The 23,725-nt window shown below is 42.6% G+C and carries 24 protein-coding genes; 12 read left to right on the top strand and 12 right to left on the bottom strand.

Going from position 1 to position 23,725, the window contains the following annotated elements; translation table 11 throughout:
* Nucleotides 1–17 precede the first annotated feature (17 nt).
* From J5X92_RS07020 to J5X92_RS07005, 4 genes are all read right to left on the bottom strand, one after another.
* A complete protein-coding gene (locus tag J5X92_RS07020) occupies nt 18–518 on the bottom strand; it encodes a YqiA/YcfP family alpha/beta fold hydrolase (RefSeq protein ID WP_013786041.1) in 501 nt (166 codons plus the stop codon).
* A 21-nt stretch (nt 519–539) separates the two neighbouring features.
* A complete protein-coding gene (locus tag J5X92_RS07015) occupies nt 540–3,638 on the bottom strand; it encodes an efflux RND transporter permease subunit (RefSeq protein ID WP_208805191.1) in 3,099 nt (1,032 codons plus the stop codon).
* A gap of 17 nt (nt 3,639–3,655) precedes the next feature.
* On the bottom strand, nt 3,656–4,798 hold the full coding sequence (locus J5X92_RS07010) for an efflux RND transporter periplasmic adaptor subunit (RefSeq protein ID WP_208805189.1): 1,143 nt from the start codon (nt 4,796–4,798) through the stop codon (nt 3,656–3,658).
* A 426-nt stretch (nt 4,799–5,224) separates the two neighbouring features.
* Nucleotides 5,225–5,908: a DNA-J related domain-containing protein gene (locus J5X92_RS07005; RefSeq protein WP_244360384.1), complete on the bottom strand. Its 684-nt coding sequence runs from the start codon at nt 5,906–5,908 to the stop codon at nt 5,225–5,227.
* 215 nt (nt 5,909–6,123) lie between these two features.
* Between J5X92_RS07005 and J5X92_RS07000 the strand changes: the two genes are divergently transcribed.
* Nucleotides 6,124–6,840: a DUF1499 domain-containing protein gene (locus J5X92_RS07000; protein WP_126872660.1), complete on the top strand. Its 717-nt coding sequence runs from the start codon at nt 6,124–6,126 to the stop codon at nt 6,838–6,840.
* Nucleotides 6,841–6,927: 87 nt separating this feature from the next.
* On the opposite strand, the gene J5X92_RS06995 is transcribed toward J5X92_RS07000, so the two are convergent.
* Nucleotides 6,928–7,245, bottom strand: a complete 318-nt coding sequence (locus J5X92_RS06995) for a multidrug efflux SMR transporter (RefSeq protein WP_126872661.1) — start codon at nt 7,243–7,245, stop codon at nt 6,928–6,930.
* Between the two features lie 58 nt (nt 7,246–7,303).
* Nucleotides 7,304–7,906: a LysE family transporter gene (locus J5X92_RS06990; protein WP_126872662.1), complete on the bottom strand. Its 603-nt coding sequence runs from the start codon at nt 7,904–7,906 to the stop codon at nt 7,304–7,306.
* A 149-nt stretch (nt 7,907–8,055) separates the two neighbouring features.
* Here J5X92_RS06990 and J5X92_RS06985 point away from each other — a divergent pair, with 149 nt between their 5' ends.
* The 7 genes from J5X92_RS06985 (at nt 8,056) to J5X92_RS06955 (ending at nt 14,853) form a co-directional block, all read left to right on the top strand.
* Nucleotides 8,056–8,943, top strand: a complete 888-nt coding sequence (locus tag J5X92_RS06985) for an ArgP/LysG family DNA-binding transcriptional regulator (protein ID WP_126872663.1) — start codon at nt 8,056–8,058, stop codon at nt 8,941–8,943.
* Nucleotides 8,940–9,533 (top strand): class I SAM-dependent methyltransferase, encoded by a 594-nt coding sequence (locus J5X92_RS06980; RefSeq protein WP_013786049.1) that lies wholly within the window; start codon nt 8,940–8,942, stop codon nt 9,531–9,533. The genes J5X92_RS06985 and J5X92_RS06980 overlap by 4 nt, the downstream gene beginning before the upstream one ends.
* Before the next feature lie 96 nt (nt 9,534–9,629).
* Entirely contained in the window at nt 9,630–11,567 is a 1,938-nt protein-coding gene (locus J5X92_RS06975) for a diguanylate cyclase (protein WP_126872664.1), read from the top strand.
* A gap of 73 nt (nt 11,568–11,640) precedes the next feature.
* Entirely contained in the window at nt 11,641–12,594 is a 954-nt protein-coding gene (locus J5X92_RS06970) for a DUF3034 family protein (protein ID WP_126872665.1), read from the top strand.
* A gap of 10 nt (nt 12,595–12,604) precedes the next feature.
* Nucleotides 12,605–13,072 carry a group 1 truncated hemoglobin gene (locus J5X92_RS06965; RefSeq protein WP_126872666.1) on the top strand — a complete coding sequence of 156 codons (468 nt, stop codon included), beginning with the start codon at nt 12,605–12,607 and terminating at the stop codon, nt 13,070–13,072.
* Between the two features lie 166 nt (nt 13,073–13,238).
* On the top strand, nt 13,239–13,838 hold the full coding sequence (locus tag J5X92_RS06960) for a hypothetical protein (RefSeq protein WP_126872667.1): 600 nt from the start codon (nt 13,239–13,241) through the stop codon (nt 13,836–13,838).
* Nucleotides 13,839–14,022: 184 nt separating this feature from the next.
* On the top strand, nt 14,023–14,853 hold the full coding sequence (locus J5X92_RS06955; protein WP_013786054.1) for a mechanosensitive ion channel family protein: 831 nt from the start codon (nt 14,023–14,025) through the stop codon (nt 14,851–14,853).
* 153 nt (nt 14,854–15,006) lie between these two features.
* Here the strand turns inward: J5X92_RS06955 and J5X92_RS06950 are convergent, their stop codons facing one another.
* Both J5X92_RS06950 and J5X92_RS06945 read right to left on the bottom strand, forming a co-directional pair.
* Nucleotides 15,007–15,837, bottom strand: a complete 831-nt coding sequence (locus J5X92_RS06950) for a helix-turn-helix domain-containing protein (protein WP_013786055.1) — start codon at nt 15,835–15,837, stop codon at nt 15,007–15,009.
* A gap of 63 nt (nt 15,838–15,900) precedes the next feature.
* On the bottom strand, nt 15,901–17,232 hold the full coding sequence (locus J5X92_RS06945) for a nitrilase-related carbon-nitrogen hydrolase (RefSeq protein WP_013786056.1): 1,332 nt from the start codon (nt 17,230–17,232) through the stop codon (nt 15,901–15,903).
* Nucleotides 17,233–17,807: 575 nt separating this feature from the next.
* On the opposite strand from J5X92_RS06945, the gene J5X92_RS06940 reads away from it, so the two are divergent.
* Nucleotides 17,808–18,632 (top strand): toll/interleukin-1 receptor domain-containing protein, encoded by an 825-nt coding sequence (locus J5X92_RS06940; protein ID WP_208805187.1) that lies wholly within the window; start codon nt 17,808–17,810, stop codon nt 18,630–18,632.
* Between the two features lies 1 nt (nt 18,633).
* Here J5X92_RS06940 and J5X92_RS06935 read toward each other — a convergent pair whose 3' ends face one another.
* The 4 genes from J5X92_RS06935 to cadR form a co-directional block, all read right to left on the bottom strand.
* The gene (locus J5X92_RS06935; RefSeq protein ID WP_244360381.1) at nt 18,634–19,230 is read right to left on the bottom strand and encodes a hypothetical protein; all 597 of its coding nucleotides are present in this window, start codon (nt 19,228–19,230) and stop codon (nt 18,634–18,636) included.
* Nucleotides 19,231–19,295: 65 nt separating this feature from the next.
* On the bottom strand, nt 19,296–19,748 hold the full coding sequence (locus J5X92_RS21250; RefSeq protein WP_280115958.1) for a hypothetical protein: 453 nt from the start codon (nt 19,746–19,748) through the stop codon (nt 19,296–19,298).
* Between the two features lie 276 nt (nt 19,749–20,024).
* Nucleotides 20,025–20,852 (bottom strand): abortive infection family protein, encoded by an 828-nt coding sequence (locus J5X92_RS06925; protein WP_006993273.1) that lies wholly within the window; start codon nt 20,850–20,852, stop codon nt 20,025–20,027.
* 478 nt (nt 20,853–21,330) lie between these two features.
* Nucleotides 21,331–21,720 carry a Cd(II)/Pb(II)-responsive transcriptional regulator gene (cadR, locus tag J5X92_RS06920; RefSeq protein WP_208805186.1) on the bottom strand — a complete coding sequence of 130 codons (390 nt, stop codon included), beginning with the start codon at nt 21,718–21,720 and terminating at the stop codon, nt 21,331–21,333.
* A gap of 81 nt (nt 21,721–21,801) precedes the next feature.
* On the opposite strand from cadR, the gene J5X92_RS06915 reads away from it, so the two are divergent.
* From J5X92_RS06915 to J5X92_RS06905, 3 genes are read left to right on the top strand one after another with little or no spacing between them, the layout of a single operon-like run.
* The gene (locus J5X92_RS06915; protein ID WP_208805185.1) at nt 21,802–22,437 is read left to right on the top strand and encodes a cation transporter; all 636 of its coding nucleotides are present in this window, start codon (nt 21,802–21,804) and stop codon (nt 22,435–22,437) included.
* Nucleotides 22,434–22,793 carry a DUF3703 domain-containing protein gene (locus J5X92_RS06910; RefSeq protein ID WP_208805184.1) on the top strand — a complete coding sequence of 120 codons (360 nt, stop codon included), beginning with the start codon at nt 22,434–22,436 and terminating at the stop codon, nt 22,791–22,793. Before J5X92_RS06915 ends, J5X92_RS06910 begins: the two co-directional genes overlap by 4 nt.
* Nucleotides 22,786–23,670 carry a cation diffusion facilitator family transporter gene (locus J5X92_RS06905; protein ID WP_208805183.1) on the top strand — a complete coding sequence of 295 codons (885 nt, stop codon included), beginning with the start codon at nt 22,786–22,788 and terminating at the stop codon, nt 23,668–23,670. Before J5X92_RS06910 ends, J5X92_RS06905 begins: the two co-directional genes overlap by 8 nt.
* Nucleotides 23,671–23,725: the final 55 nt, after the last annotated feature.

Here is a 23,725-nt window from a genome sequence, read left to right as displayed (position 1 = left end):
CAGCAGCAAAGCTTCCGTTAGTTCAGTGTAAACGGATGCAACCAATTGCGAAAGAAAGGCGATATCGCAAACATGCTTTTCGACAGTCTGTGACCGTCTTCTAGCAGTAACAACTGAGAATTACGCAACTTCGCATAATCTATACTGTGGCTAACAGGAATGACATCATCATTCCAGCCGTGGATTACACTCGTTTTTCCGGTGTAGTTATATTCTTGCACTTCGTAGCTTGGCATATACAGCGCCGGCGCTAGTAAAAATAAACCCCGTGCAGACACACGCTCAGCGGCCACCAAAGACACGTAACCGCCCATACTAGATCCTACCAGTATAACTTCATTGCCTTGCGCTTCTACCGTATCAACCAATCGGGTGATGCGATCTTCTGGCGAAGGTAAATCCTGATAATCCACACTAATAACATCAAAGCCAACATCGCTAGCTACGTTAGACAATGTAGTGATCTTACTGCCCCAAGGGCCACTTTCTTTTCCATGAGAAAAAATGACAGTAGTCATCGTAAAACCTCAACGTCTAAGTTATTTATCTTGTTTATGAAACAGCTTTTCAACCATCACGTAGAACATAGGTACAAAGAAAATGGCTAAGAAGGTGGCAGCAAACATGCCCCCCATCACCGCAATACCTATCGCGTTTTGGCTTGCTGAACCTGCACCGCTAGCCATTGCCAGCGGTGTTACACCGAGTATAAAGGCCATAGATGTCATTAATATGGGGCGAAAACGCTGAGAAGCCGCATTTGATACCGCCGTCATTAAATCAATGCCTTCTTCGTATTGCTCTTTCGCGAACTCAACAATAAGAATGGCATTTTTCGCCGCCAGACCCACTGTGGTCAAAAACGCAACTTGTAGGTAAACATCGTTTGGTAAATTGAATAAGAACGCAGCCGTTACCGACCCTAATATACCCAAAGGTACCACTAGCATTACTGCAAAGGGCACAGACCAACTCTCATACAATGCCGCTAGACATAAAAATACAATGAGAATAGAAATAGCATACAGCATAGGCGCTTGCGAGCCTGCTTGTTGTTCTTCAAAAGATAGGCCGGACCATTCAATGGCATAACCATCAGGCAATTGAGCGACTAGCTTCTCCATCTCCTCCATGGCTTCACCAGATGAAATACCTTCAGCGGGGCTACCTTGAATGTTGACCGATGATATACCGTTAAAACGCTCTAATTTCGGCGAGCCATACACCCACTCAGTAGACGCGAAGGTACTGAAGGCCACCATGTCTCCGTCGGCGTTACGCACAAACCACTTGTCTAAATCGTCTGGCGACATGCGATATTTTGCATCCGCTTGCATATAAACGCGTTTTATACGGCCTTTATCAATAAAGTCGTTTACGTAACTTGAGCCCCACGCAATTTGCAGTGCACTGTTTATTTCACTTAGGTTTAACCCCAACGCAGATGCTTTTTCACTGTCTATATTCACCTTAAACTGAGGCACGTCGCTTAATCCATTGGGGCGAACACCAGCTAGTTTAGGGTTTTGCGCAGCCATGCCTAACAATTGATTGCGGGCATTCATCAAGGCCACATGACCATTACTTCCACGATCCACAAGCTGCATATCAAAGCCTGTGGCGTTACCTAATTCCATAATGGGCGGTGGCACAATAGGAAATGCAGAAGCATCTTCAATTTGACTAAATGCGCCAAAGGCGCGACCTACCAGCGCAAATGCTGAGTCACTTTCATCTCGTACACTCCAGTCATTCAAGTTTACAAAACCCATACCGGCATTTTGAGCTTGGCCAGCAAAACTAAAACCGACAACCGTAAATAATCCGTTAACCGCACTTTGCTCTTGGTCTAAGAAAAAGTCTTCTGCCTTTTTAACCGACTCTAAGGTACGCCCAGCAGTTGCACCAGGAGGCGTACTTATTAGCACCATTAGGCGGCCTTGATCTTCATCGGGTAAGAATGCACCAGGTAATTGGGCAAAGATATATGCCATTCCGGCGACTAAAATACCGTATACCGCAAAGTAACGCTTAGCACGTTTCGCCATGTGGGTAGTGGTACGCTGATAGCGGTCGCGGCCTTTGTTGAATGTGCGGTTAAACCAACCAAAGAAGCCTTTGTCTTTGTCATGTTCAGGATCGTGTTGTTTTAGCAGCGTGGCACACAATGAAGGCGACAATATAATTGCCACCAAAACCGAAAAGCCCATGGCAGACACGATAGTAATTGAGAACTGGCGATAAATAGCCCCAGCAGAACCACTGAAAAAGGCCATAGGAATAAATACCGTCGATAACACCGCGGCAATACCTACTAGCGCACCGGTAATTTGTGTCATGGATTTTTTAGTGGCTTCAGCGGGCGGTAAGCCCTCTTCTTCCATAATACGTTCAACGTTTTCAACCACGACAATAGCGTCATCCACTAGCAAACCAATGGCTAGCACCATGGCAAACATAGTTAATACGTTAATGCTGTAACCAAATGCCAGTAGTACTGCAAAGGTACCTAGCAATACCACCGGAACCGCGATAGTAGGAATAAGGGTAGCGCGCCAATTCTGCAAAAATAGCAGCATGACGAAGAATACCAAAACCACAGCTTCAATCAGCGTGTGTACCACTGACTCAATCGACAATTCGATAAAGGGTGAAGCATCTACCGGATAAACCACTTTTACGCTGTCTGGTAGGTTGACTCGTAGCTCTTCAACTCGTTGCTTTACCGCATTGATAGTATCTAGCGCGTTCGCACCTGACGCTAAGCTAATCGCCATACCTGAGGCAGGGTGACGGTCGTATCGAACGATTACATCGTAGCTTTCTGCACCTAGTTCAACCCGTGCAACATCGCGAACTCGAACTTGAGAACCATCGGTATTTACCCGCAGCACGATGCTTTCAAAATCATCGACGGTTTGTAAGCGTGACTGAGCTTGAATAGTCGCATTAATTTGCTGGCCTTGAATGGCAGGTAAGCCCCCGAGTTGCCCCGCAGATACATCGGTGTTTTGCACTTCTACAGCAGCTTGTACATCTACCGGCGTTAAGTTGTAGCTGTACAGTTTGTCTGGATCTAACCAGATTCGCATTGAACGCTGGGCACCAAATACCCGAACGCTTCCCACGCCATTAACACGGGAGACTGAATCGCGAAATTGAGATACCAGCAAGTCACTTAAGTCGTACTGACTCATTTGCCCTGTTTCGTCATAAAAACCAATGGCTAACGAAAATGCTGAGTTTGACTTTGCAACAGTGACACCTTGTTGCTGCACCTGTGCCGGCAGCAATGGCAGTGCCGCTTGCACTTTATTTTGAGTTTGAACTTGCGCAATATCTGGGTCGGTGCCCGGTTCAAATGTGAGGCTAATAGACATACTGCTATTTGAGCTACTGGCAGAGAAATAACGTAAGTTATCGATGCCTGATAAGTTTTGCTCAACCACCTGCGTGACCGAGTTCTCAACAGTTTCTGCTGAAGCCCCTGGGTAAGTTGCAGTAATCGTCACCGTGGGTGGCGCAACTTTAGGGTATTGCTCAATTGGCAGGGTATAAATGGCAAGTACACCTGCCATCATCGTAATAATTGCAAGTACCCACGCAAAGACGGGTCTGTCGATAAAAAAGCGAGCCATAGTAAACTAATCCTATCTTAACGTGAGCCGCGTGACGATGACTGCCACTCGCTGGTGTTTACTTTACTGCCAGGTTTCACTTTTTGGTAACCAGAAACAATAAGTCTATCGCCCTCTTTGATACCCGAGGTGGCAATATATTGGTCTTTGTAGATGTCGCTAGTTTTTAGTGCACGCGCTTCTACCACGTCATTACTGTTCACCACATAGACTGACAATGAACCGTCTTGTTGACGCATCGTAGCGCGCTGCGGTACTAGTAGAGCCTGTTCTGTACCGGTAATAACGTGGCCTTTCACGAATAAGCCTGGTAACAACAACCCGTCTGGATTTGGCATTTCGGCGCGAAGGGCGACTGAACCGGTACTTTCATCCACGGTAACTTCCGAAAACTTCACGCTACCTGTGTGTTCGTATTTCTTACCCGTGGCCTCGTCCACAGTCAATTCCACAGGCATCGAGCCTTGTTCTTGCATGGCTTGGCGAAGGGTCAGTATGGCTCGACCCGACTCCTGCATATCGATGAAGATAGGGTTTAACTGCGTAATAGTGGCAAGTTGCTGCGTTTGGTTTGTGGTCGCGAGTGTACCTTCTGTCACAAACGAGCGACTGATACGGCCGCTAATTGGCGCATACACCTTGGTATAGCCTAAGTTAACTCGTGCTAAATCTACCGCCGCTTGAGCAACACTAATCGCTGCCTGTGCTTGTTCCTTTTGCGCAATAACATCGTCGTATTCTTGGCGACTGATGGCATTTTGTTTAATTAGGTCATCGTAGCGGCGAGCTTTCGCTTCTAAGGTTTTTAAATTCGCTTGTGCACTTTTAACGTCAGCAATGGTGCTGTTTAATTGAGCACGATAACGCGCATCATCAATTTGATAAAGTTGCTGGCCTTTTTCAACCTGCGCACCTTCTTCAAATAAACGCTCTGTAATCACTCCATCAACCTGAGGGCGAACCTGAGACTGACGAGATGGCGTAACCCTTCCTGGCAGAATCATTTCATGGGTTACCGCTTGGCGTGCAATAGTAAGCACCGATACAGACTGTGGCGGCATGGCTTGCTGCCCTGCGCCCGCCTGTTCAGACTCAGACGAACACCCAATCGCACCTACCAACAAAGCTAGGGTAGTGATGACATAAAAAACGCGTTTCATAATAATTTCTCGAATTTAAAAACTAACGATTACCGGCAAACGAGAACGTTTAACCGGTAAACTTAAATTTTGGGCCTGTATTAACGTAGGTAACTTCCATGCGCCGAGTTATAAATACATTGGCATTACTCAGCCCGATCACATCAACTGGACTAATGAGATCGTATGCTTCAAATGCGGCGCGACATCGCAGTAACGCACAACGTATCAATTTACTGTGACGAAAGGGTTACTCATCGGCCAGTATGAATAATGGGACACCCTATTCATGACATATCTGACACAAGCTTTACATTGTGCGCGCTTATACTAAAGATTAAAAGTAAAGGGAGTTAAAGGTGCTGATCTTATCGGTCAGTTGCAGTATTTTTATACTGTAGCGGTACCCTAAGGTTGTAAAACACGCTTTTCATTCAACTTTTAGTATTAGAGCCCGTAATACCGCAATAAGGTTTGGTACGCCGAAATAACATTTTGCGCTGCTTCGTGGCTACCTCCTTTGTCTGGGTGCACTGTTGCCAACTGCTTCTTGTAATGCCTCTTAAGCGTCGGTAACGTGATTGACACAGACTCCTCTAAGTTGAGTAAAGTGTGACATTGCACAATACTTTCTTTTGAATCGAAAGCGGGCTCAGCCCCCATCATTCGCTGCCAAAAGCCATTCAATAAAGCCTCTACATCAGCTTCACCAGTGCTGGCCAAGTTTTGCCAGTTCAGGTAGTACTCTGCAAGCGGATCGCTTTTATCTAATGTAGTGGCGTTTCTCACAGAGGCGCTTTGACTACTCGCTTTCAAGGGCAATAGAATGATGCGTGTAGTATGAATATCTAGCTCACCCACCGAGGCATCACGCCAGAGATTTCTAAGCAAATATAGGGTATGAAACAAGATGAAGTGGGTATTAAACAATGCTAGGGAATCGCGCAGCGCGTTGTCATTGAACAACTGATAGGGTGGCGACTTAAGTTGCGAAATTAGCGCATACTCTGTCATCCCTTCTTCAAACTCTGCTTTTTTTGTGGAAAGTATGTCTAACAGCACTTCCACTTTCTGTGCATTCGTCGCATTAAAAGAAGGGATCTCTTGGGCATTCCCCATAGTAAACCTCATGTTTGTATCAGCATATAGCATAGCAGAAGTTACTCTATTCCCCTTATGTAAACGCCACTAGTGCTTCTGACTCCTTCGTCCTTTCACTGCTTGCAAAGGTTTTTGCGACGGATCAAGCGCTTTACTCGCAAATTTAGTGGAAAATTTGAACCAAAAGCGCCCAATGACTGTTAAAGTTATGTTATACAAAGCAACAATAATAATTAGGAGCTCACTTGAAAGCACTCATTGCACTGACCAGCATTATTGGATTTTTAATGGTGGTATTACCAGGCCCGCTATATCAGTACGCAGGCGTTGATTTAGGCACCGCATTTACCTCTCTGCGCTATGGCGTATATGTGGGTGGCGCAGCCATTATACTTATCATTCTACAAGTACTAATAAAACGTAAAAGCGTCAGCTGGGGCAGTACGTTTGTTTTCGCTATATTAGCGTTAATTGCTGTCGCCATGCCTGTTAGCATGATGGGCAAAGCCAGTACCGTACCGCCTATTCACGATATCACTACCGATGTGACCAACCCTCCGGCGTTTGTGGCTATTGCGCCGCTACGTGAAAATGCACCTAACCCTATTACTTACGAGGGTGGTGAGGTAACACGTCAGCAAATCGATGCTTACCCTGAAATTAGAACCCAATTATTGGCGCAAAGCATTGATGAAGTCTTTGCAGCTAGTGAACAAACTATTGACGTATTAGGCTGGGAGCGTGTGTCCGATGGCGCATTGCCCTATACATTAGAAGCGACTGACACCACCCAGTGGTTTGGATTCAAAGATGATGTGGTTATTCGCCTAAAAGCAAAAGACGATAACACCCTTGTAGATATTCGCAGTAAATCTCGGGTTGGAAAAAGCGATTTAGGTAAAAACGCCGAACGCATCGACACCTTTTTAACTGCACTTCGCGCCCAGCTAAACCCTAACTAGACGCTAACTAATCGCTACTGTTAGCCGCACACAAAAAAGCTCAGGTATTCCCTGAGCTTTTTTAAACGCCACATTCTTTTAGTGGGGTTAGTGGGCTAATTTCAATACCACTACGCCCGCCACGATAAGTGCTGCGCCAAAGTAGCGCGCGACAGAAGTCGGATCGCCATAAAATACAACCCCAACTAGAAACGTACCCGCCGCACCTATGCCAGTCCACACCGCGTAAGCAGTACCTATCGGAATATTTTTTTGCGCCATCCATAAACAAAAACCACTGGCCGCCATAAAACCTACGGCTAACAGTATCCCCAGCACGCGGGTTTCAGCTTCTTGAGATAGCTTTAACCCCACCGGCCAACCTATTTCTAATAAGCCAGCCACAATCAAATAAATCCAGCTCATATGCCTCTCCTTCTTGCGATTGGCTGCTTACCGAAAAGCTTTCACTAATATTTTTATACTACAAGCTAGCCAATTGAATGCTTACCGCCCCTAGTACCGCTGCGTTTAAGCGGTTAAACCAACGCCAAAATGACGGGCGCTGCATATGGTGCGCAAATTTAGCGGTGAGGGTACTTAGCCCAACAAACCATACGATAGATGCCCAAACTGCACCGAGGACAAACCACCATTTATTTAGCTGCCACTGGCTGGCCAAGTTACCCATTAATAGCAGCGTATCTAAGTAAAAATGAGGATTCAACCACGTCACCGCCATAGCAATCAGAAACGCACGCTTAAATGACGTTTGCTTCTTCGACATTTCAAGTACCAACGCATCATCAGCCATAGAGGCTTTGAGTTTGTTAAACGCGAACCACAAAAGAAAGATAACGCCCGCCCACTTAGTGACTGATACCAACAAAGGATATTCTTGTAACAGCAACCCGAATCCCATTGCTCCTAAGCTGATAGAAATGGCATCGCTCACTATAAACAGCAGTACGAACAACCCGGTCCATTGACGCTTCAAAGACTGTTCGATTAAAAAACTATTTTGCGCACCGACGGCGATTATTAGGGTGCCGCCCATCACAAAACCACTCAACGCTGCCGCAAACATGAACTAAACCTCAAAAATTGAATGAATAAAAAATAGGCGTTGATTTTAGCTACTCTTTCAAACTAAATTAAATTAATAATTTTTCTTTGCTATTAAATTAATTAATAATACTGGGAATACCTATTTAAATAAGAGTGCTTGCTTTCATCATGCTTGATTATGCTGCCCTACACAGTTTTCGCGAAGTGCTACGCTACGGCAGTTTTGAGCGCGGCGCTCAAGCGCTCAACCTGACTCAGTCGGCAGTTTCACAAAAGATAAAGCGATTAGAGCAACAAGTGGGCGGGCCGGTTTTAGTGCGCATGAAACCGCTTAAAGCCACGCCACTTGGCGAACAACTCTTGTCTCACGTGCAAAAAGTGAGTGTGTTAGAAGAGCAGCTAACCACACGCAGCGGGGCGGCTGACCATGCTTCGCCACTGAGTGTTGCAGTAAACAACGATGTGCTGGCGACCTGGTTTACTGAGGTGATGGCAAGATTTAGTGAAATGCGTTCTAACCCCGTACATATTTATAATGCTGATCAAACCCAAACCCGCACCTTATTGCAGCAAGGTAAAGTCATGGCCTGCATTAGCCAAACTGGCACTCCCATTACCGGCGGGCAATCAGCAAGGCTTGGTACTATGAATTATCAACTCTATGCTTCGCCTGGATTTATACAGCGTTACCTTCAAAATGACATAAACCCTGAACGAGTAATGGGCACACCGGGGTTACTTTATGACGAATTTGATGTCACCCTACTCACCGACTATCAGCGAGAATGTTTAGACTTTCCGCCGTCGCTAACCACATGTCATTGGTATCCGTCATCTCATGGGTTTGCAAAAATGGCCGTAGAAGGCGTAGCGTGGGCGTTATTGCCAACCTTACAAGTTAAACAAGAAGTGGCATCGGGTCAGCTCATCTCGCTATTTCCTAGCAAACAATTAGGTGTGCCTTTGTTTTGGCATTGGACAGAACAGGCATCACATGCCCTTGGCGATTTTAGCCAAGTGGTTAAACACATTTCAAAAGAACAGCTAACACCATGAAGTACAATAAACACATCGCGTATTACCACCAGCACGCTTCAAAGCTTGCTTCACAATACACTAGTGTTGCATTTGAGGATGTACATGGCGATTGGTTGTCACATATACCGTCGCTAACCCATACCACTATCTTAGACATAGGTGCAGGAGCAGGCAGAGACGCGAAAGCGCTGGCCGATTTGGGAAATCACGTAACCGCTATTGAGCCTGCAACCGCGCTAATGCAATCAGGCATTGCCTTTACGGGAGAGTCAGTAACGTGGATTAAAGATACCCTGCCCTTACTCACATCACAGAAAAAGCAACACTACGGGTTAATTTTGATTAGCGCGGTATGGATGCACTTAACCCACGTTCAGCAACAACAAAGCTTGCAACGATGTAGCCAATTGCTTTTAACCGAAGGGCTCCTAGTCATTACTTTGCGACACGGGAAATTTGATGACGAACGGGTGGCTAATCCGGTTAATGCAAGGGACACCATCGAGTTCGCAAAATCCTGTGGCTTAACCTTAATTCATAACACAGACTCTAGCGACAAACTGCACCGCCAAGGTGTCAGTTGGCAAACTTTAGTCTTTACAAAATAAGCAAAAATGTCGCTTCACTCCGAACACTTTTCATACTAACCTAGTGCCAGATTGCAGGTTAATTAAGCAAGTTTGTAGCCATTCGGAGGGCTTTTTTTGGCTGTAGTACATAGACGCATCTGTTTTTTGATGCTTTTCGCCATTTGGGGGGTGCTGGTTAGCCTTTCTTTTCCTGTGTCTGCAACTCTTGATACCGCACCTACAGCAGTACCTGTTTCTGACACTATGCCAGGCACAATTAGTGAAAATGCATTACACGACTTTGAAAATGCTATTTTTCTATACCCTCAGCAAACCTACCGAAAATTAGTCACACTTGCGCAGTCAAATGACTTCAGTGATGACGGCAAAGTTTGGCTGTTGTTACGAAAAGCCCAAACCGAGAGTGTATTAACCTTATACAAAGAAATGGATGCCACCCTTGCCACTGTCGCAATATTCACCAATGTGATGACCAACGAACAAAATGCACTATGGCTTTATTTAAAAGGGAGCCGGATGCATCAAACAGGCAATATTTCTGGCGCTATCGACACGCTGAAGTATGCAGTTGAAGTCGCTAAAGAAGAGCCTAACAGTACTATTTACGTGCTTGCTATTAGAGAGTTAGGTTACGGATTTGCACTTTCCGGAGACTACTACCGGGCCACCCTAATACTGCAAGATGCTTATAAAAATCTCGTCATTTTAAACAACCCCTTTTTTAATGGATTGTTAGAAGAGAGCTTAGGCGACACCTATAACTATTTAGGTAATTACACAAAAGCCATTGAGTATTACGAAGGTGCGCTTACCTTCTTCGAGTCCATTGGCTACCAACCCCATGTTGCCAGTACCTTATTGGGCCTAGCTATGGTGAACCGAAAGCTGGAGAATTGGAATGATGCACTTTCTTACTTTGACCGTTACGAAATAGCGCTGAATTTTACCAACAATCACAGCGAAAATTTCTATTTGCATTATGGCCGCGCTATGACAATGGCAGAAAGAGGAGAGTGTAACCTTGCCATTGATGCTATCGATGATGCGCTGGGCTTATCGGGCCCCATTGATTACAACGCAGAACTTTACAAAAAACGCGCCCTATGCAATTTAACCCTTGATAACTTGGCTGAGGCTAAACAAGATTTATCGAAAGCACGCACTATTTTTAACGGCATAGAAGCATTGCACAATACGCAGTGGCACTTAGAGCTTGATTACATTGCAGGCTTAGTGGCATTTAAAGATAATCGCTTTGAGCAGGCTTTTGAATTTATTCATAGGTATTACAAAGACTTCCTTGAGTTGCAGCGTTTAAACAATTCAGAATATGTCACCCAAGTACAAGCCACAATGGAAGCCGAGCGTAAAGACAAAGAAATTGCCCTCCTAAAACAACAAACACAACTTCAAGCGGCTACGGCCAGGGAGCAATCGCTGAAAGTACGGCAGAAAAATATGATGCTGGTAGGCGTAGTAGTCATCTTTGCACTGTTACTTATTTTTGTGGTTTTCCAATATAAAAACTCAAGAAAGCTATTGGCCCTTTCTATTCGAGACGATCTTACTGGCTTACACAATCGGCGTTACTTCTTTGATTATTTCGAGCACAACCTAGTTAAGCTGAACCCCAGTCACGTAGGCTTGGCACTCATCTCTTTCGACATAGATAACTTCAAACACATTAATGACAACCTTGGTCATCACGTAGGCGACGAAGTCATTAAAACCGTGGCACACACAGCGGCAAATACACTACGTACTAATGACGTTATTGCACGTATTGGGGGAGACGAATTTATAATTGCCCTTCCCCGCACCACACTGCTACAAGCTAAAGAAATAGCCAAGCGAATCCTTGAAAATATCAGGAGTCACCGGTTTACCACTAAAGAAGGCGCAGATTTTAGTGTAACCGCGAGCTTGGGCGTGGCTTATCATCATCAAAACAAGCTTATTGCCTTAGATGTGAAATCGATGATGGAGTCTGCCGACACAGCGCTATACCAGTCTAAGCGGGCTGGCAAAAATCGCTTCACGGTTGCAGCTTAGGAAAAGCACGAGTAAGGCTTTATTTCTGACAAAACTTACCTATTATTTAGGTAAGCTTCAAGAAAGGGAATTTATGATTAAAGCAACATTTTTTTGCCTAGGCTTTTGTTTAATTTCATTTTTCAGCAGTGCAAACACGGGCTCTCGCCTAACTGCAACGGGCGGCGTTACTGGATTTGAAGGCACCGCTGGTGGCGGTATCACGCCTTGGGCCTTTATTAGCGGCTATGGCAGTAAAGAAGAAATTAACGGTACCGCGAATGTTCAATACCTTCATTTAAACGACTACACCTTAACCACCTTTGGTGCCAGCCTTGGCATTTACGATCGCGTTGAATTAAGCGTACAACGACAAACTCTAGATATTTCATCTGGCATTACCAGCAATGTTTTCAGCTTACTTACCGATGGGGCAATTAGCGCCGCACAATCTACCCGTATCGACATAGATATTGTGTCTGCAAAAGTGAAAATATTGGGTGATGGCGTTTTTAACCAACGCACTTGGGTACCCCAAGTGGCTATTGGCGCACAATATAAAAAACACCGAGATTTTGATACCACGCTTCTATTGCCCGATGGCACCGGCCCGCTTCCTAATCAAGGTGTAGCGCGCATACTTGGGGCTAAAGATGATAGCGGTACTGATGTTTTTGTTTCTGCAACCAAGCTTTATTTAGGCCATATTAACGGTTTCAACCTATTGACCAATCTGACCGCCCGCTATACCAAAGCAAACACCTTTGGGTTACTTGGTTTTGCTAGTGAAAATGACGATAGTTATAAACTGGAATGGGAAGGTTCTTTGGCGCTACTAACCAGCCCGTCAACCGTGGTCGGCGTTGAGTTTAGAACGCAAACCAATCGCCTAGGCGGGCTAGCAGAAGAAGATACGGTAACCGACGCCTTCATTGCTTACTTTCCCAATAAGTCATTTTCCCTCACCGCAGCTTATGTAGATTTAGGCAACTTGCTTATGCAGCCTAGCTCGACAGGCTTCTATCTAACTGTCACTGCTAATTTTTAAGTTGGTGATGATGAGTACCTATTTACACAAAACAAGCATAACGACAGCCGTAATCACGCTACTTTTTACTCTGTTAGGCGGCATCAACGGGTGTTCTAGCACGCACACTGCCAAGCAAAACGCTACCAGCCTGTACGATGAAATTGGTGGCAGTAAAACTCTTAACACTGTGTTTGGTGTTGCCATTAATCGCATCTATAAAGACCCTGTTATAGGGCATTACTTTAATGGTGTTCCAAAAAGCCATTTACGCAAACAACTGGTATCACAAACGTGCGAGCTTATTGGCGGCCCTTGTGTCTACGAAGGCAAGGCCATGCTAGAGACCCACAAAGACTTAAATATTAAAGAGCGAGAATTTTATATTTTAGTGGAGTATGTGCAAGGCGCGATGCGTGATGTTGGCTTAACCTATCAACAAGAGAATCAAATTCTGCAAAAACTAGCACCAATCAAATACGAAACGATTTACCTGTAGTTTGTGGGGGGCATCTAGTGGTATCGATGCAGTATGTTTAAAAAAGCTAGGCATAAGTGAAAATGTCCTCTTTTTACCTGAATATTGATTAACTTAGCGTTCATTTTTCGTTCATCTCACATCCCCTATTCTTCTTATTAGTTCCCCAACCTAATAAGGATATTCAATGTATAAACTTCTTATCGCTCCAACCTGTTTTTTAGCAGCAAGTGCTGTATTTGCGGCTGACAAACCCATTATTAATGCTCCTTCATACGACTTTGCACAGGTTTCATTGGTGCAAACGGAATTCGCCGATTTAGATATGTTTACTCCGAAAGGCTTTGAGTTTAAGGCAAGTAAAGTACTTGGAATGAACGTTTTTGGTGAAGCCACATACTTTATGGCTGATGACAAAACCCAAGGGGTAAACATGGATGTCGACCGCTGGAAAGTGGCAGTTGGCTATATTCACCATTTTTCAAATCGCACAGTACTGGACGGTAAAGTCGGCTATGGTGAAATTGATATTAAAATAAACGACAGTGACAATGCCGTTTCAGCCGGAACCGAGTACTTTACCGGTGAAGCCAATATTCGACATATGATAACAAGCAATGTGGAAGTCTATGGCGGATTAGAATGGCAAAAATGGGATGAAGGTTCTGATCAAAAAGCCTATAAGTTAGGCACACAATACCGTTGGGATTCGATAGCAGTTGGCGGTGAATATACTAAATTCTCCGATTCCGAGGTGTTTGCTGCCTTTGTTCGCTACACCTTTTAAAAACGTTTAATTATCTGATTAATCAAAATAAAGTAGTGAAATCCTTGTGTATTTCGCTGCTTTATTTTCACAGCTTCATACTATTGATGAATACCTTTAATGTGGTTTATGGCCTATAACATAGCGGCTTGAAGCACCCTTACGAATCATTAAAGAATAATCAATCGTTATGAGGAATTTGAGCATGGAAGAATTTATTGCATCACTTGATGTTGATCAGTATCTCCCTGGCGCACTAGCGTGGGCCACCAATATACTACTTGCGTTACTTATATTAATTATAGGCATGTGGGTAGCAGGTAAAGCATACAAAGGCATGGTTGCACTAGCCGGTCGATACCCCCAATTAGACGACACCCTATTTAAGTTTTTTGGTAGCGTAATACGCTACACCATCTTAGCTTTCGTGGGCATAGCAGTACTTAACCGTTTTGGTGTACAAACCGCATCTATCATTGCATTGCTGGGTGCCGCAGGGCTTGCCGTAGGCTTAGCACTGCAAGGCACACTGTCTAATTTAGCCGCTGGCGTTATGCTACTTATCTTCCGCCCTTACAAAGTAGATGACTTTGTAGAAGCAGCAGGCAAGTTTGGTAAAGTCACCGAAATAGATATGTTCACTACCATTTTGCAAACCTTCGATAACCAACACATTATCATTCCAAATAGCCAAATTTGGGGCGAGCAAATTACCAACCACTCACACCATGAAATTCGCGGTGTAGATATGACCTTTGGTGTTGCTTATGGTGAAAGTATTGATGCTGCACGCGCCGTTATCGACAAAGTGCTCGCTGAACACCCCCATGTACTTAAAGAGCCTGCGCCGTTTGTTGAAGTAGAAACCTTAAACAACAGCTCGGTAGACTTCATTGTACGTCCGTTCTGTGAAGGTCAGCACTACTTCGATATTCGTTACTCAGTGCCTGAGCAAATTAAGAAAGGGCTTGATGAAGCGAACATTGAAATTCCATTCCCACATCGTAAAGTTATTTTGGTTAATGAGACCAATTAGACATTGATTCTGATATGAGAAGGGCGAACTAAGAAGCCTACAAATACATTGGATTCATGGCTAAACAACAACTAAGGCCTGATTTCGATATTTTATCGAACTCAGGCCTTTTTAGCGTCAAACTAAAATACTGCCAATTTTTTATATAAAAAATTAAGAATCACTTGCTCTACAACTATCTGATAACGCTTCTTGTATTACGTTCGTCAGTTCGGTGTTTCGAGGTTGCTCCGAAACACTAACTTGATGTGGAACCTGATGGAAGCTCGGCACTATTCGACCGGAAGTTTGGGAAATAGCTTCTCTTGGTCTTATGTGGTTCACTGTTAGGTACTCAACTTTTTGCTCACCTTCCAACTCTCGAACTAGAACATAAGCCTTCTTCCCTTTTTCAGTTAAGCTATATTCTTTTGTTTTCCCATCAGTGGCACTTAGTCGTTCTGAAATAGTCCCCATTCTTTTGAGTTCTGTTGTAATTCTAGAAACTCTCTGTTTAGGTGTTATACCTAATTGGTTGGTTATATCTTGAACTGTGCAAGGCTCATTGTAAGCTAAACGAATAATACCTCTATGCTGGCTTCGCTTTGATAAAAAAACTATCTCATCTTTAAATAATTTTTGTTTTACGAGAACATTAAAAATATGCTTATATGTCCGCCAAGCAATATTTTTATCGTATGTCAGATCGGTATCTACTGCTCTCAAAATTAACTGTGATGCTGCGAATGTTGCATCTACATTAAGAATTTGTTGAGGAGTCAGTTGATCAGTAGATGCTGATTCAATAAGCCTATCAAAAAAGCTTTCAATAAATGGAATAAATGAATCTGTAATAAATTCTGGGATCGTCTTAACAAAACCTCTTAACTTTAAAATAGCATCAGGAAGTTCTTCGATACGATCAATACCAGTATTTTTAAACGAAGATAATAGTTCTACTGCTTCCAACTCTTCTTTCGAAGATGGAGCGTTTGGCGTAACCATGATGTCACCTATGTTAGAAAGTGAAATAACTATAGTTTGGTTAGTAAACAATTACAATGTTTACTACGTAACATCTTTACCAAAAGATTCATAGCCAAGACGAGAGATTGTACTTTTTTTTCCTATTTCCCCCCTCAAGAAGCCATGATAAATAGAACTAGCCCCATTGTCGGTAGGATCACCGAGTTCTTGGTTAACTAAAGCCACTACGGGCCCAGCCATTCTGTAGATTGCCTTAACGCGCGTTTCATGGAGTTTCATAGTGCTTTCACCTCCCATTGTGGGCACGAAGAAATAATCTACCCCAGATTGATGAGCAAAATCGTGCATTCTCATGTTGTCGTCACAGAAGTCTTTGCATATTAGGGTAACTCCTCTGCCAAATGGGAGTTCAATAATTGCCAAGGAACGCCCTGTAGAAGTTTTTTCTACCCCATACTTTTCGTCACCTGTAAATCGAGTCATCTTGTCATGAGTAAAAGCGATTGAGCCGGTATGATCCAATGCAGTACACGTATTAAAATACGCATCTTTCTTACGGTTATATTTGTGGAAGCTTCCTGCGATCACTAGGCTTATCCCATGACCTTTTGAATTTTCTCTATTTCTATTGGTATTTAACCAGCAGGCTATCTCGTCAACTATATTATTGGGAATAGTTAGCTCAGGAAATATAACAATGTCACAATCATTTTCGACGGCGTAGTGCAAGACTTTCTCAGCTTCAGCAAAGCGATCTACACTTGGATGAATATCTTTAGCTAAAAAGCTTACGTCAGTCTCACCTCTGTCAATTTCAAACTCAACACCTGCACTTTCAAAACTACATACGCATATCTTGGGTGTTTCTCGATTTTTACTATGAAAATTTGTCCATGCTGACTCTGGTAACGCTTTAAAATCAAATGCAAAGCTAAAAGAGTTTGTCAGAATATGATTCCAATGCATTACCCTAATTGGGTTGTCTCGTTGTTTTCTTGTCGTTATAAAGTCGTTATGAGATATATCGCTTTGCAATAGGTGAACAGTATGACGAATATCGTCGTAAATAATGTCAATGGTCTCATGAGACTTTCTGGAGTTTTCATGCAAAAATTCATCCATCAACACGAAAACTGATAGTAGGTTCGCTGTTTCAAAGTACTTGTTTATTTCCTTGAACCCGCCTTCTTCAATTTTCCGAAAAGAGGACATAAGACCTGATTCGTTTAAAAAGTCTGAACGCTCTGTGGGGGTAAAGACTGAGTAATCTCCATATTCATCACTAGATAGCTCATTGGCATACTGACTAAAGTACCCCCCTATCTCTAAATGCAAGTACAATAAACAATAGGCGTCAGATACATGTTCATGAAATTTTTTTGCTAATAACCTTCTGAACTGCATGTCTTTCATCGCTCTTGACCGTCCCTGTTGTCTTGAGGTTAGATAATGTATCGACAGAGGAATAGTAAAATATTTTCGATATCAAAACCCTCTTCCTGAAAAACTATTGCTTTGACTCAAGCGCATAGCTAACCATTTAATCTACTTGCTCTGACTAATCATTGTCAACTTGTGGGCAGACAATAAAGTTTGTCCTTACATCGCTATTAAATACAATAAAGTGCGTCCGTAAAACGCAATATTAACAAAATAGTTTGTCCGTAGTGGGCATTAATAGACAATAAAGATTGTCCTTATAAACCTAATTAAACCAAGAATAACTTCGCAGGATACCTTTATCCCATTTTATTATAGCAACTTTAGCCTTAACTGATAGAAACGTTAAATAGGTCAAGTTGGCAAAGTCCTATGCAAAATTGCTGTATGACTTTAAATGAATTGTTGGTCATTTTCGACAGAACTTTACAGTCGCACTAAAGTCGATTACCAAATGCCATGTATTTATGTACAGTTATTGTTGGACTCGATTTTCATTTGTCTTTAATATTAGGTTATGTGTTCAAAAAGCAATCAAGAGAGTTTTTATGCCATCTAGCGCTCAGATAAGACAACTTCAACAGAGGCTTCAACGAGAAGCTAGAGAGCAACAAAGAAAAATAGACCAATACAATCGTCATGTTGAACGTGCTCAGAAGAAGACCGTGGATGACTACAACCGCGAAGTGAAGAAAATTAATGCGGCCAATCAGGCTCAAGTAAAAGCAGTGAATGAATATAATCGTAAAGTAGCAGAGCACAATAAAACAAATTTTCAGAGGGTTCAGACTTTCAACTCTGAAGTGAACCGGCAGAACACGCAGAACGACAATAATAGCAAGCGACTATTGGCCGACATAAAACAACAATTAAGGAGTCCATCTAGCAGTATTAGATATACCCCTACAGAGGAGAGACTTGCAGATAGAGTCTATGAAGCGGTATCAAAGTCAGATTCAAGAGAATATGATGTTTTTCTAAGTTATGCGAAAATAGATGGTTATGAGACAGCATCTAAGCTTAGAGATGAGCTTGAAAAACTAGAGGTTTCTGTTTGGTTCGACGAGGTAGCTATAATTCCTGGTAAAAGTCAGTCTCTCCAGATGGACTCAGGGCTGAAGAAAGCAACAGCAGGAATTGCAGTGCTAACGCCTGCTTATTTAGCAGGAAGATTTTGGACTGAAAGAGAATTGGGTGTGCTTTTAAACAAAGAAATTCTAATTCCTGTTTTAAAAGGCTGCACATTTGAGGACGTCAAAGAATATAGTGGCATTCTTCCTGATTTGGCGGGGTTCGTCATCGATTTAGATGAGACTGTTGAGACCGTAGCCTTGAAAATTGCTCCAGCAGTAAAGGTTGAAACACCTGTTTAGCTTACGCATATCCGCCACGCGCAATAACTTCGATATAATTCAAAACAGCTTCTACATGACCGCGCTCAACAGCTACTTTTGCTGTTGAGCCGAGCGCCGAAATATGTTCGGTTTCGTACCATTTGATAGCTGCTTCGTGGCTACCTGCCCACGTTTCAACTTTTGAAATTATCTGCTGTTCATTATTTTTCATTTTTTCCACTAATTGTACTTTCACATTAAAGTAATCATATAGCCGTTCAGATGAGGAGGAGCATACCTTTGCTACTTTTTTGCACCAGTCAATATAACTCAACTTTCGGTCAAGCGACCATAGGCTAGGAAGTGAAGATACATTGGATATTATGTCTGCTAATTTAATTGTTTGCGCTTCAATACTCCCTGCTGCAACCTGATTTAGTAATGCTATTTTTTTATCATCAGAATTGGTTGCTGAATTGCACGTCAGTTCTAAAACTATCGTTGAAACTTCATTCCCAAATAGATAGTTAACACCAATACTGGTAACCTCAGTGTCTTCCAAGATGTCATGCAAAACTGCCGCTATTAGTGTATTTTCATTGCTACTTGATTCATAAAACTGAAGGAGTTGCGCCACTTTGTCAACGGTAATTTAATTTTGACCCACTTAGCGGTAAAGTAAAATTGACCCACCTTTAGCGTTTATACTTCATTTTGTTTATTGGTAACTGGGGCTATTCCAGCGGTTTTTTTGCCTCTAAGCCGGTAACTGTTTCCTGCAATTTGTACGATATGAGCATGATGTAAAAAAGCAAATCGGATTGCAGATAGTAAAGTGGGCGTGTGCTGATATCCGTATAGTTTTGCGCTAACAACACAACGGATATGCGTTTCATAAGGCTTTATCTCATCTGTAGTGGTATGTTCAATAGGCAATATCGATAAGACAACAGCGTGTAGGTCACCATCCTTAAGATTACTATTCGAAATCAAGCATTGATATTCGCTTGGCAACTCAAATAAGTCAAAATTCCCTAGACCGGCATAGAATCCGTATAAATATTTCCTGTGTTCTGGGCTGTAGTAAAGAGATTTATCTGCTATCCAGTTACTGATATTTTTTAATGCCATTTTAAGACTTACATTGTGCCTCATGACTTCTCCCGTCTAACTTTCTTCCACTAAGCTGAATCGAACTTAAGTAGCCAGACTTGATGCATACATTAGAAAGTTAGCAATGTAAGTCCACGTTTTTTCAAAGAGCGTTTTGTAGCCAAATATTAATTTATGGTAGCTAAACGGTCAACAATAAAATAACGTAAACCATTGTATTTTATGCAATTTAAAATAAATGATTGACAAAATATCAAAGAATAATTCTAACTGCCATATTTAATAGGAAGATTGCGCCACAATGTGGTTAATTGACATTTAACGCTCACGCTTATCATCCCAGGATTCAAGAACGAACAAGGCAATGGTGTGAGCAGAATGTATTGCAAGACGTGCATGGCGAGGTTTCAGTTTATAAACTCTTCTACCTTCTCCATGGGCTGAACTGGCATGAGTTCTAAAAGCTCCAATGCCATCCACGATAGATAAAATGCCGGAAAGTACTCTTTTGAGATCATCATCTTGGACAAGTTTTGTATCGAAGCCCAAGTCAGCCCTGACGACCTTCCAGACGTTTTGAAGATCTTGCTTTTGCGGTTTAGGTAGACCTTCATCAGTAATATACACTTTAAAAATGGACTCAAGAATATTGCATGCCGCAGAAACCGCTTCCCTTGGTTCTGAATTTACTTTTGACAATGCTCGATCAAACTCTGCCTCTATTGAAGGAAGATCTCTCCCTTTTATTAAATCTGATAATGATCGACTTGGTGCCGAGCTTCCATCAGAAATAATGCCGCCGCTAAGGTAAGTTAAGTTACAACGCTCAAGTGTATTGCGAAGCTTTACCTTGAGATCTTGTTTTTGGTCGCTAACATTTACACCCCAAGATACTTGATCCGTATCTTCGTCGTCTAGCAACTCCATGTACGGTTCAATCAGCTTACCCAGAATGATCAAAGGATAGTTAGACTCTTTATTTATACGTCGCAACCACTGCTGCACCTTAACAGGCTTTGAGCCTTCTGGTGGGTCGCCAGGCGCGTCCGCATGCATGAACAGATTGTTTAAACTCGCGTGAGATTCGATATTGTGCAAATTATCCGAAAGCACAGCAATTATTGGTGCTGGAATTTCTTTCTTCATGAATCCTCCATTGATATTTCAAAGACTTCCAAAGCCAATGTTAACCTGTTTTAATAAATACTGCTTCAGAGCTTCAAAAAAGTATAATCCTAACGAGAGTTAAAGTACCCAATTTGAGAATGACAAGTTTACGGCAGAATGAGCCATACACCTTCAAATTGCATGGAGAGTTTGTGGCAATTACCGTCAGTCATAGCTATTTTCGTTAACTCAATATCGATTGAGCGAATGGGTCGTCGCTTAATTACTTCTGGCAATCGGAAATGCTGAGTAAGTTAACACTCAAATGATGGTGCGATGTTGATGGGTACTTGCCATATGTAGAATTAAGGCAGAAAACGAAGTAGCGGTTACCTTTTCTATTTTCAATTGTTGAATCCTCTAAAATCTGAATAGAGACGGCCTTTCGAGTTATCAAATCTATATCCTTATGAAAACTTAGGCAAACGTAAAACTACAAGACTTGCAGATATGAGTATCACTCTTCAAGCAACTGCAATACCCCGCATTCTTTAACTTTTCTATTATCTGTGCATGCCGAGGCCATCTCAGATAGGGTAAGCTTTAGCTCCTCAAGCTCTTCAATGCGATGTGTGACGTCAACCATATGTTGATGGATCAAATTGTTCACACTAGAACAACTTTTATCGGGATTATTTTTTGTATCCAACAGCTGTTTAATTTCTAGTATGGTCAAATCTAATGAGCGACATTGTTTAATGAATCGCAGTGCTCTCAACGATGAGGCGTCGTAAATTCTGTAGTTACCTTCACTGCGATTGCAAGCCTCAAACAAACCCTGTTTTTCATAAAAACGGATCGTCTGAATAGAACACCCACTTTTTTTTGATAGCTCACCTATTTTCATAAACGTGCCTTTGTGTTGTTGACTCTATACTAGGTATAGACTTTACACTGTACCTATAGTTTTGGGAATAAGAGTTGAACAATGAGTGGTTGCGGCTGTGAAGTGGAAATCAAAGATGCCTCACAAAAACGGGTGCTGTATTGGCTGCTCGGCATCAATGCGACGATGTTTTTCGTTGAGATGACCGTGGGTATTTTGGCTGACTCTACTGCTTTAATAGCAGACTCTATGGACATGCTAGCGGATGCAGTTGTATACGGCATAGGTATTTATGCTGTGGGCAAATCTATACTTCACAAAGCCAAAGCTGCGCAAATCAGTGGTTACTTTCAGCTATTGTTGGGCGTAATTATTCTCATTGATATTACCAGAAGGTTATTCTTGGGCAGTGAGCCTATCTCATCATTAATGATAGGGATGGGGTTCATTGCACTAAGTGCAAACGTCGCTTGCTTGATGATTATTCGTAATCACAAAAACGACGAAGTACATATGCGAGCCAGCTGGATTTTTTCGGCCAACGATGTCATCGCCAACATGGGTGTCATCATCGCCGGAGTTTTAGTGGTATGGCTTGATAGCAGGATACCGGATCTGGTTATCGGCTGTATTGTGTCGATTGTCGTGCTGCGCGGAGCCTGGATGATCCTGAAAGACGCCAAGCAGGAAGTACTTAATAACGAAGTACAGAAAGGTAAAGTGGGCGATCCACTATGACATACAATAAAGCCGTTAAGCCGCATATCGATTCCAAATTAACAGATTACTCAGATGCAATGTCTAACAACAATGAGAGGCAGGCATTTGCAGCGCTGGAGGATGCGCATGTAATTGGTCAGCACTCTACTTTTTATCATTGTTTAATTCATTGTAAAATGCTGCGACATGGTCTTCTAAAAAAAGATTGGAGAGTCGTTTTTGGACAAGTAATAAGAATAGTTGGTGCTGCAACCAAAACAGCTATCGGCCTTGTACCTAAAGGAAACACAGGCGGCACTGACATCAGCCCCTTTAAGCGACTACCAATCAGTGCTGAAAATCAAGCGATATTGGATAAAATCAACCATGCATAATCATAACCACAGTCACAGTGATAACAGCGCATCAAAACGCATTGGCTGGGCATTTTTCTTGAATGTCGTATTCACTATCATTGAATTTATCGGTGGATGGCTGACAAACAGCACAGCTATTATGGCCGACGCAGTGCATGATTTGGGCGATAGTTTATCCATTGGCACCGCGTGGGGCTTAAATAAACTCAGTGATAAAGAAGCAACCAATACATTTTCCTATGGCTATAAACGCTTTTCTCTTCTTGGTGCATTGATCAACGGGTTAGTGTTAACGACTGGCTCAATATGGATCTTATTCGAAGCTATCCCAAGGCTTTCAGCACCCGAAATGCCGCAAGTCGAAGGCATGTTACTCCTGTCAATTTTTGGCATCGCCGTTAATGGATTTGCTGCTTATAAACTTAGCGAAGGGAATTCCTTAAACGAGCGTATATTAAACTGGCATTTGCTTGAAGATGTATTGGGTTGGGTGGCAGTGCTGATCGTATCGATTGTGCTGATGTTTAAGCCATGGCCAATTTTAGATCCAATTTTATCTATTGGCTTCACATTATTCATTTTATTCAATGTTGTTAGAAATCTAAAAGAAACCTTATTGTTATTCTTGCAAGCCACGCCCGATGCTAAGCAGATGGAGGAAGTGCGTAAAGTACTCATGTCATTTGATGATGTGGCGGATATACATCATTTTCATATCTGGTCTTTGGACGGTGAACATAGCGTCATGACGGCACATGTGGAGTTGAAACAAGATGTTTCGGTTTCTCAATTGAGAACACTTAAAGACGAACTTCGCCAAGGTCTTGATGAGTTTGATTTTGTGCACACTACCATTGAAATTGAATTTGCCAATGAAGATTGTCGTGATGAGTAATGTAATGATTGAAATACTTTGTTTAGGTTGGTCGATTGGTCTTAGTTCGATTACC

The organism is Alteromonas sp. K632G, assembly GCF_017653625.1.
GTDB classification, from domain to species: Bacteria; Pseudomonadota; Gammaproteobacteria; order Enterobacterales; family Alteromonadaceae; genus Alteromonas; species Alteromonas naphthalenivorans.
This window is presented reverse-complemented; position numbering and strand designations above follow the sequence as displayed.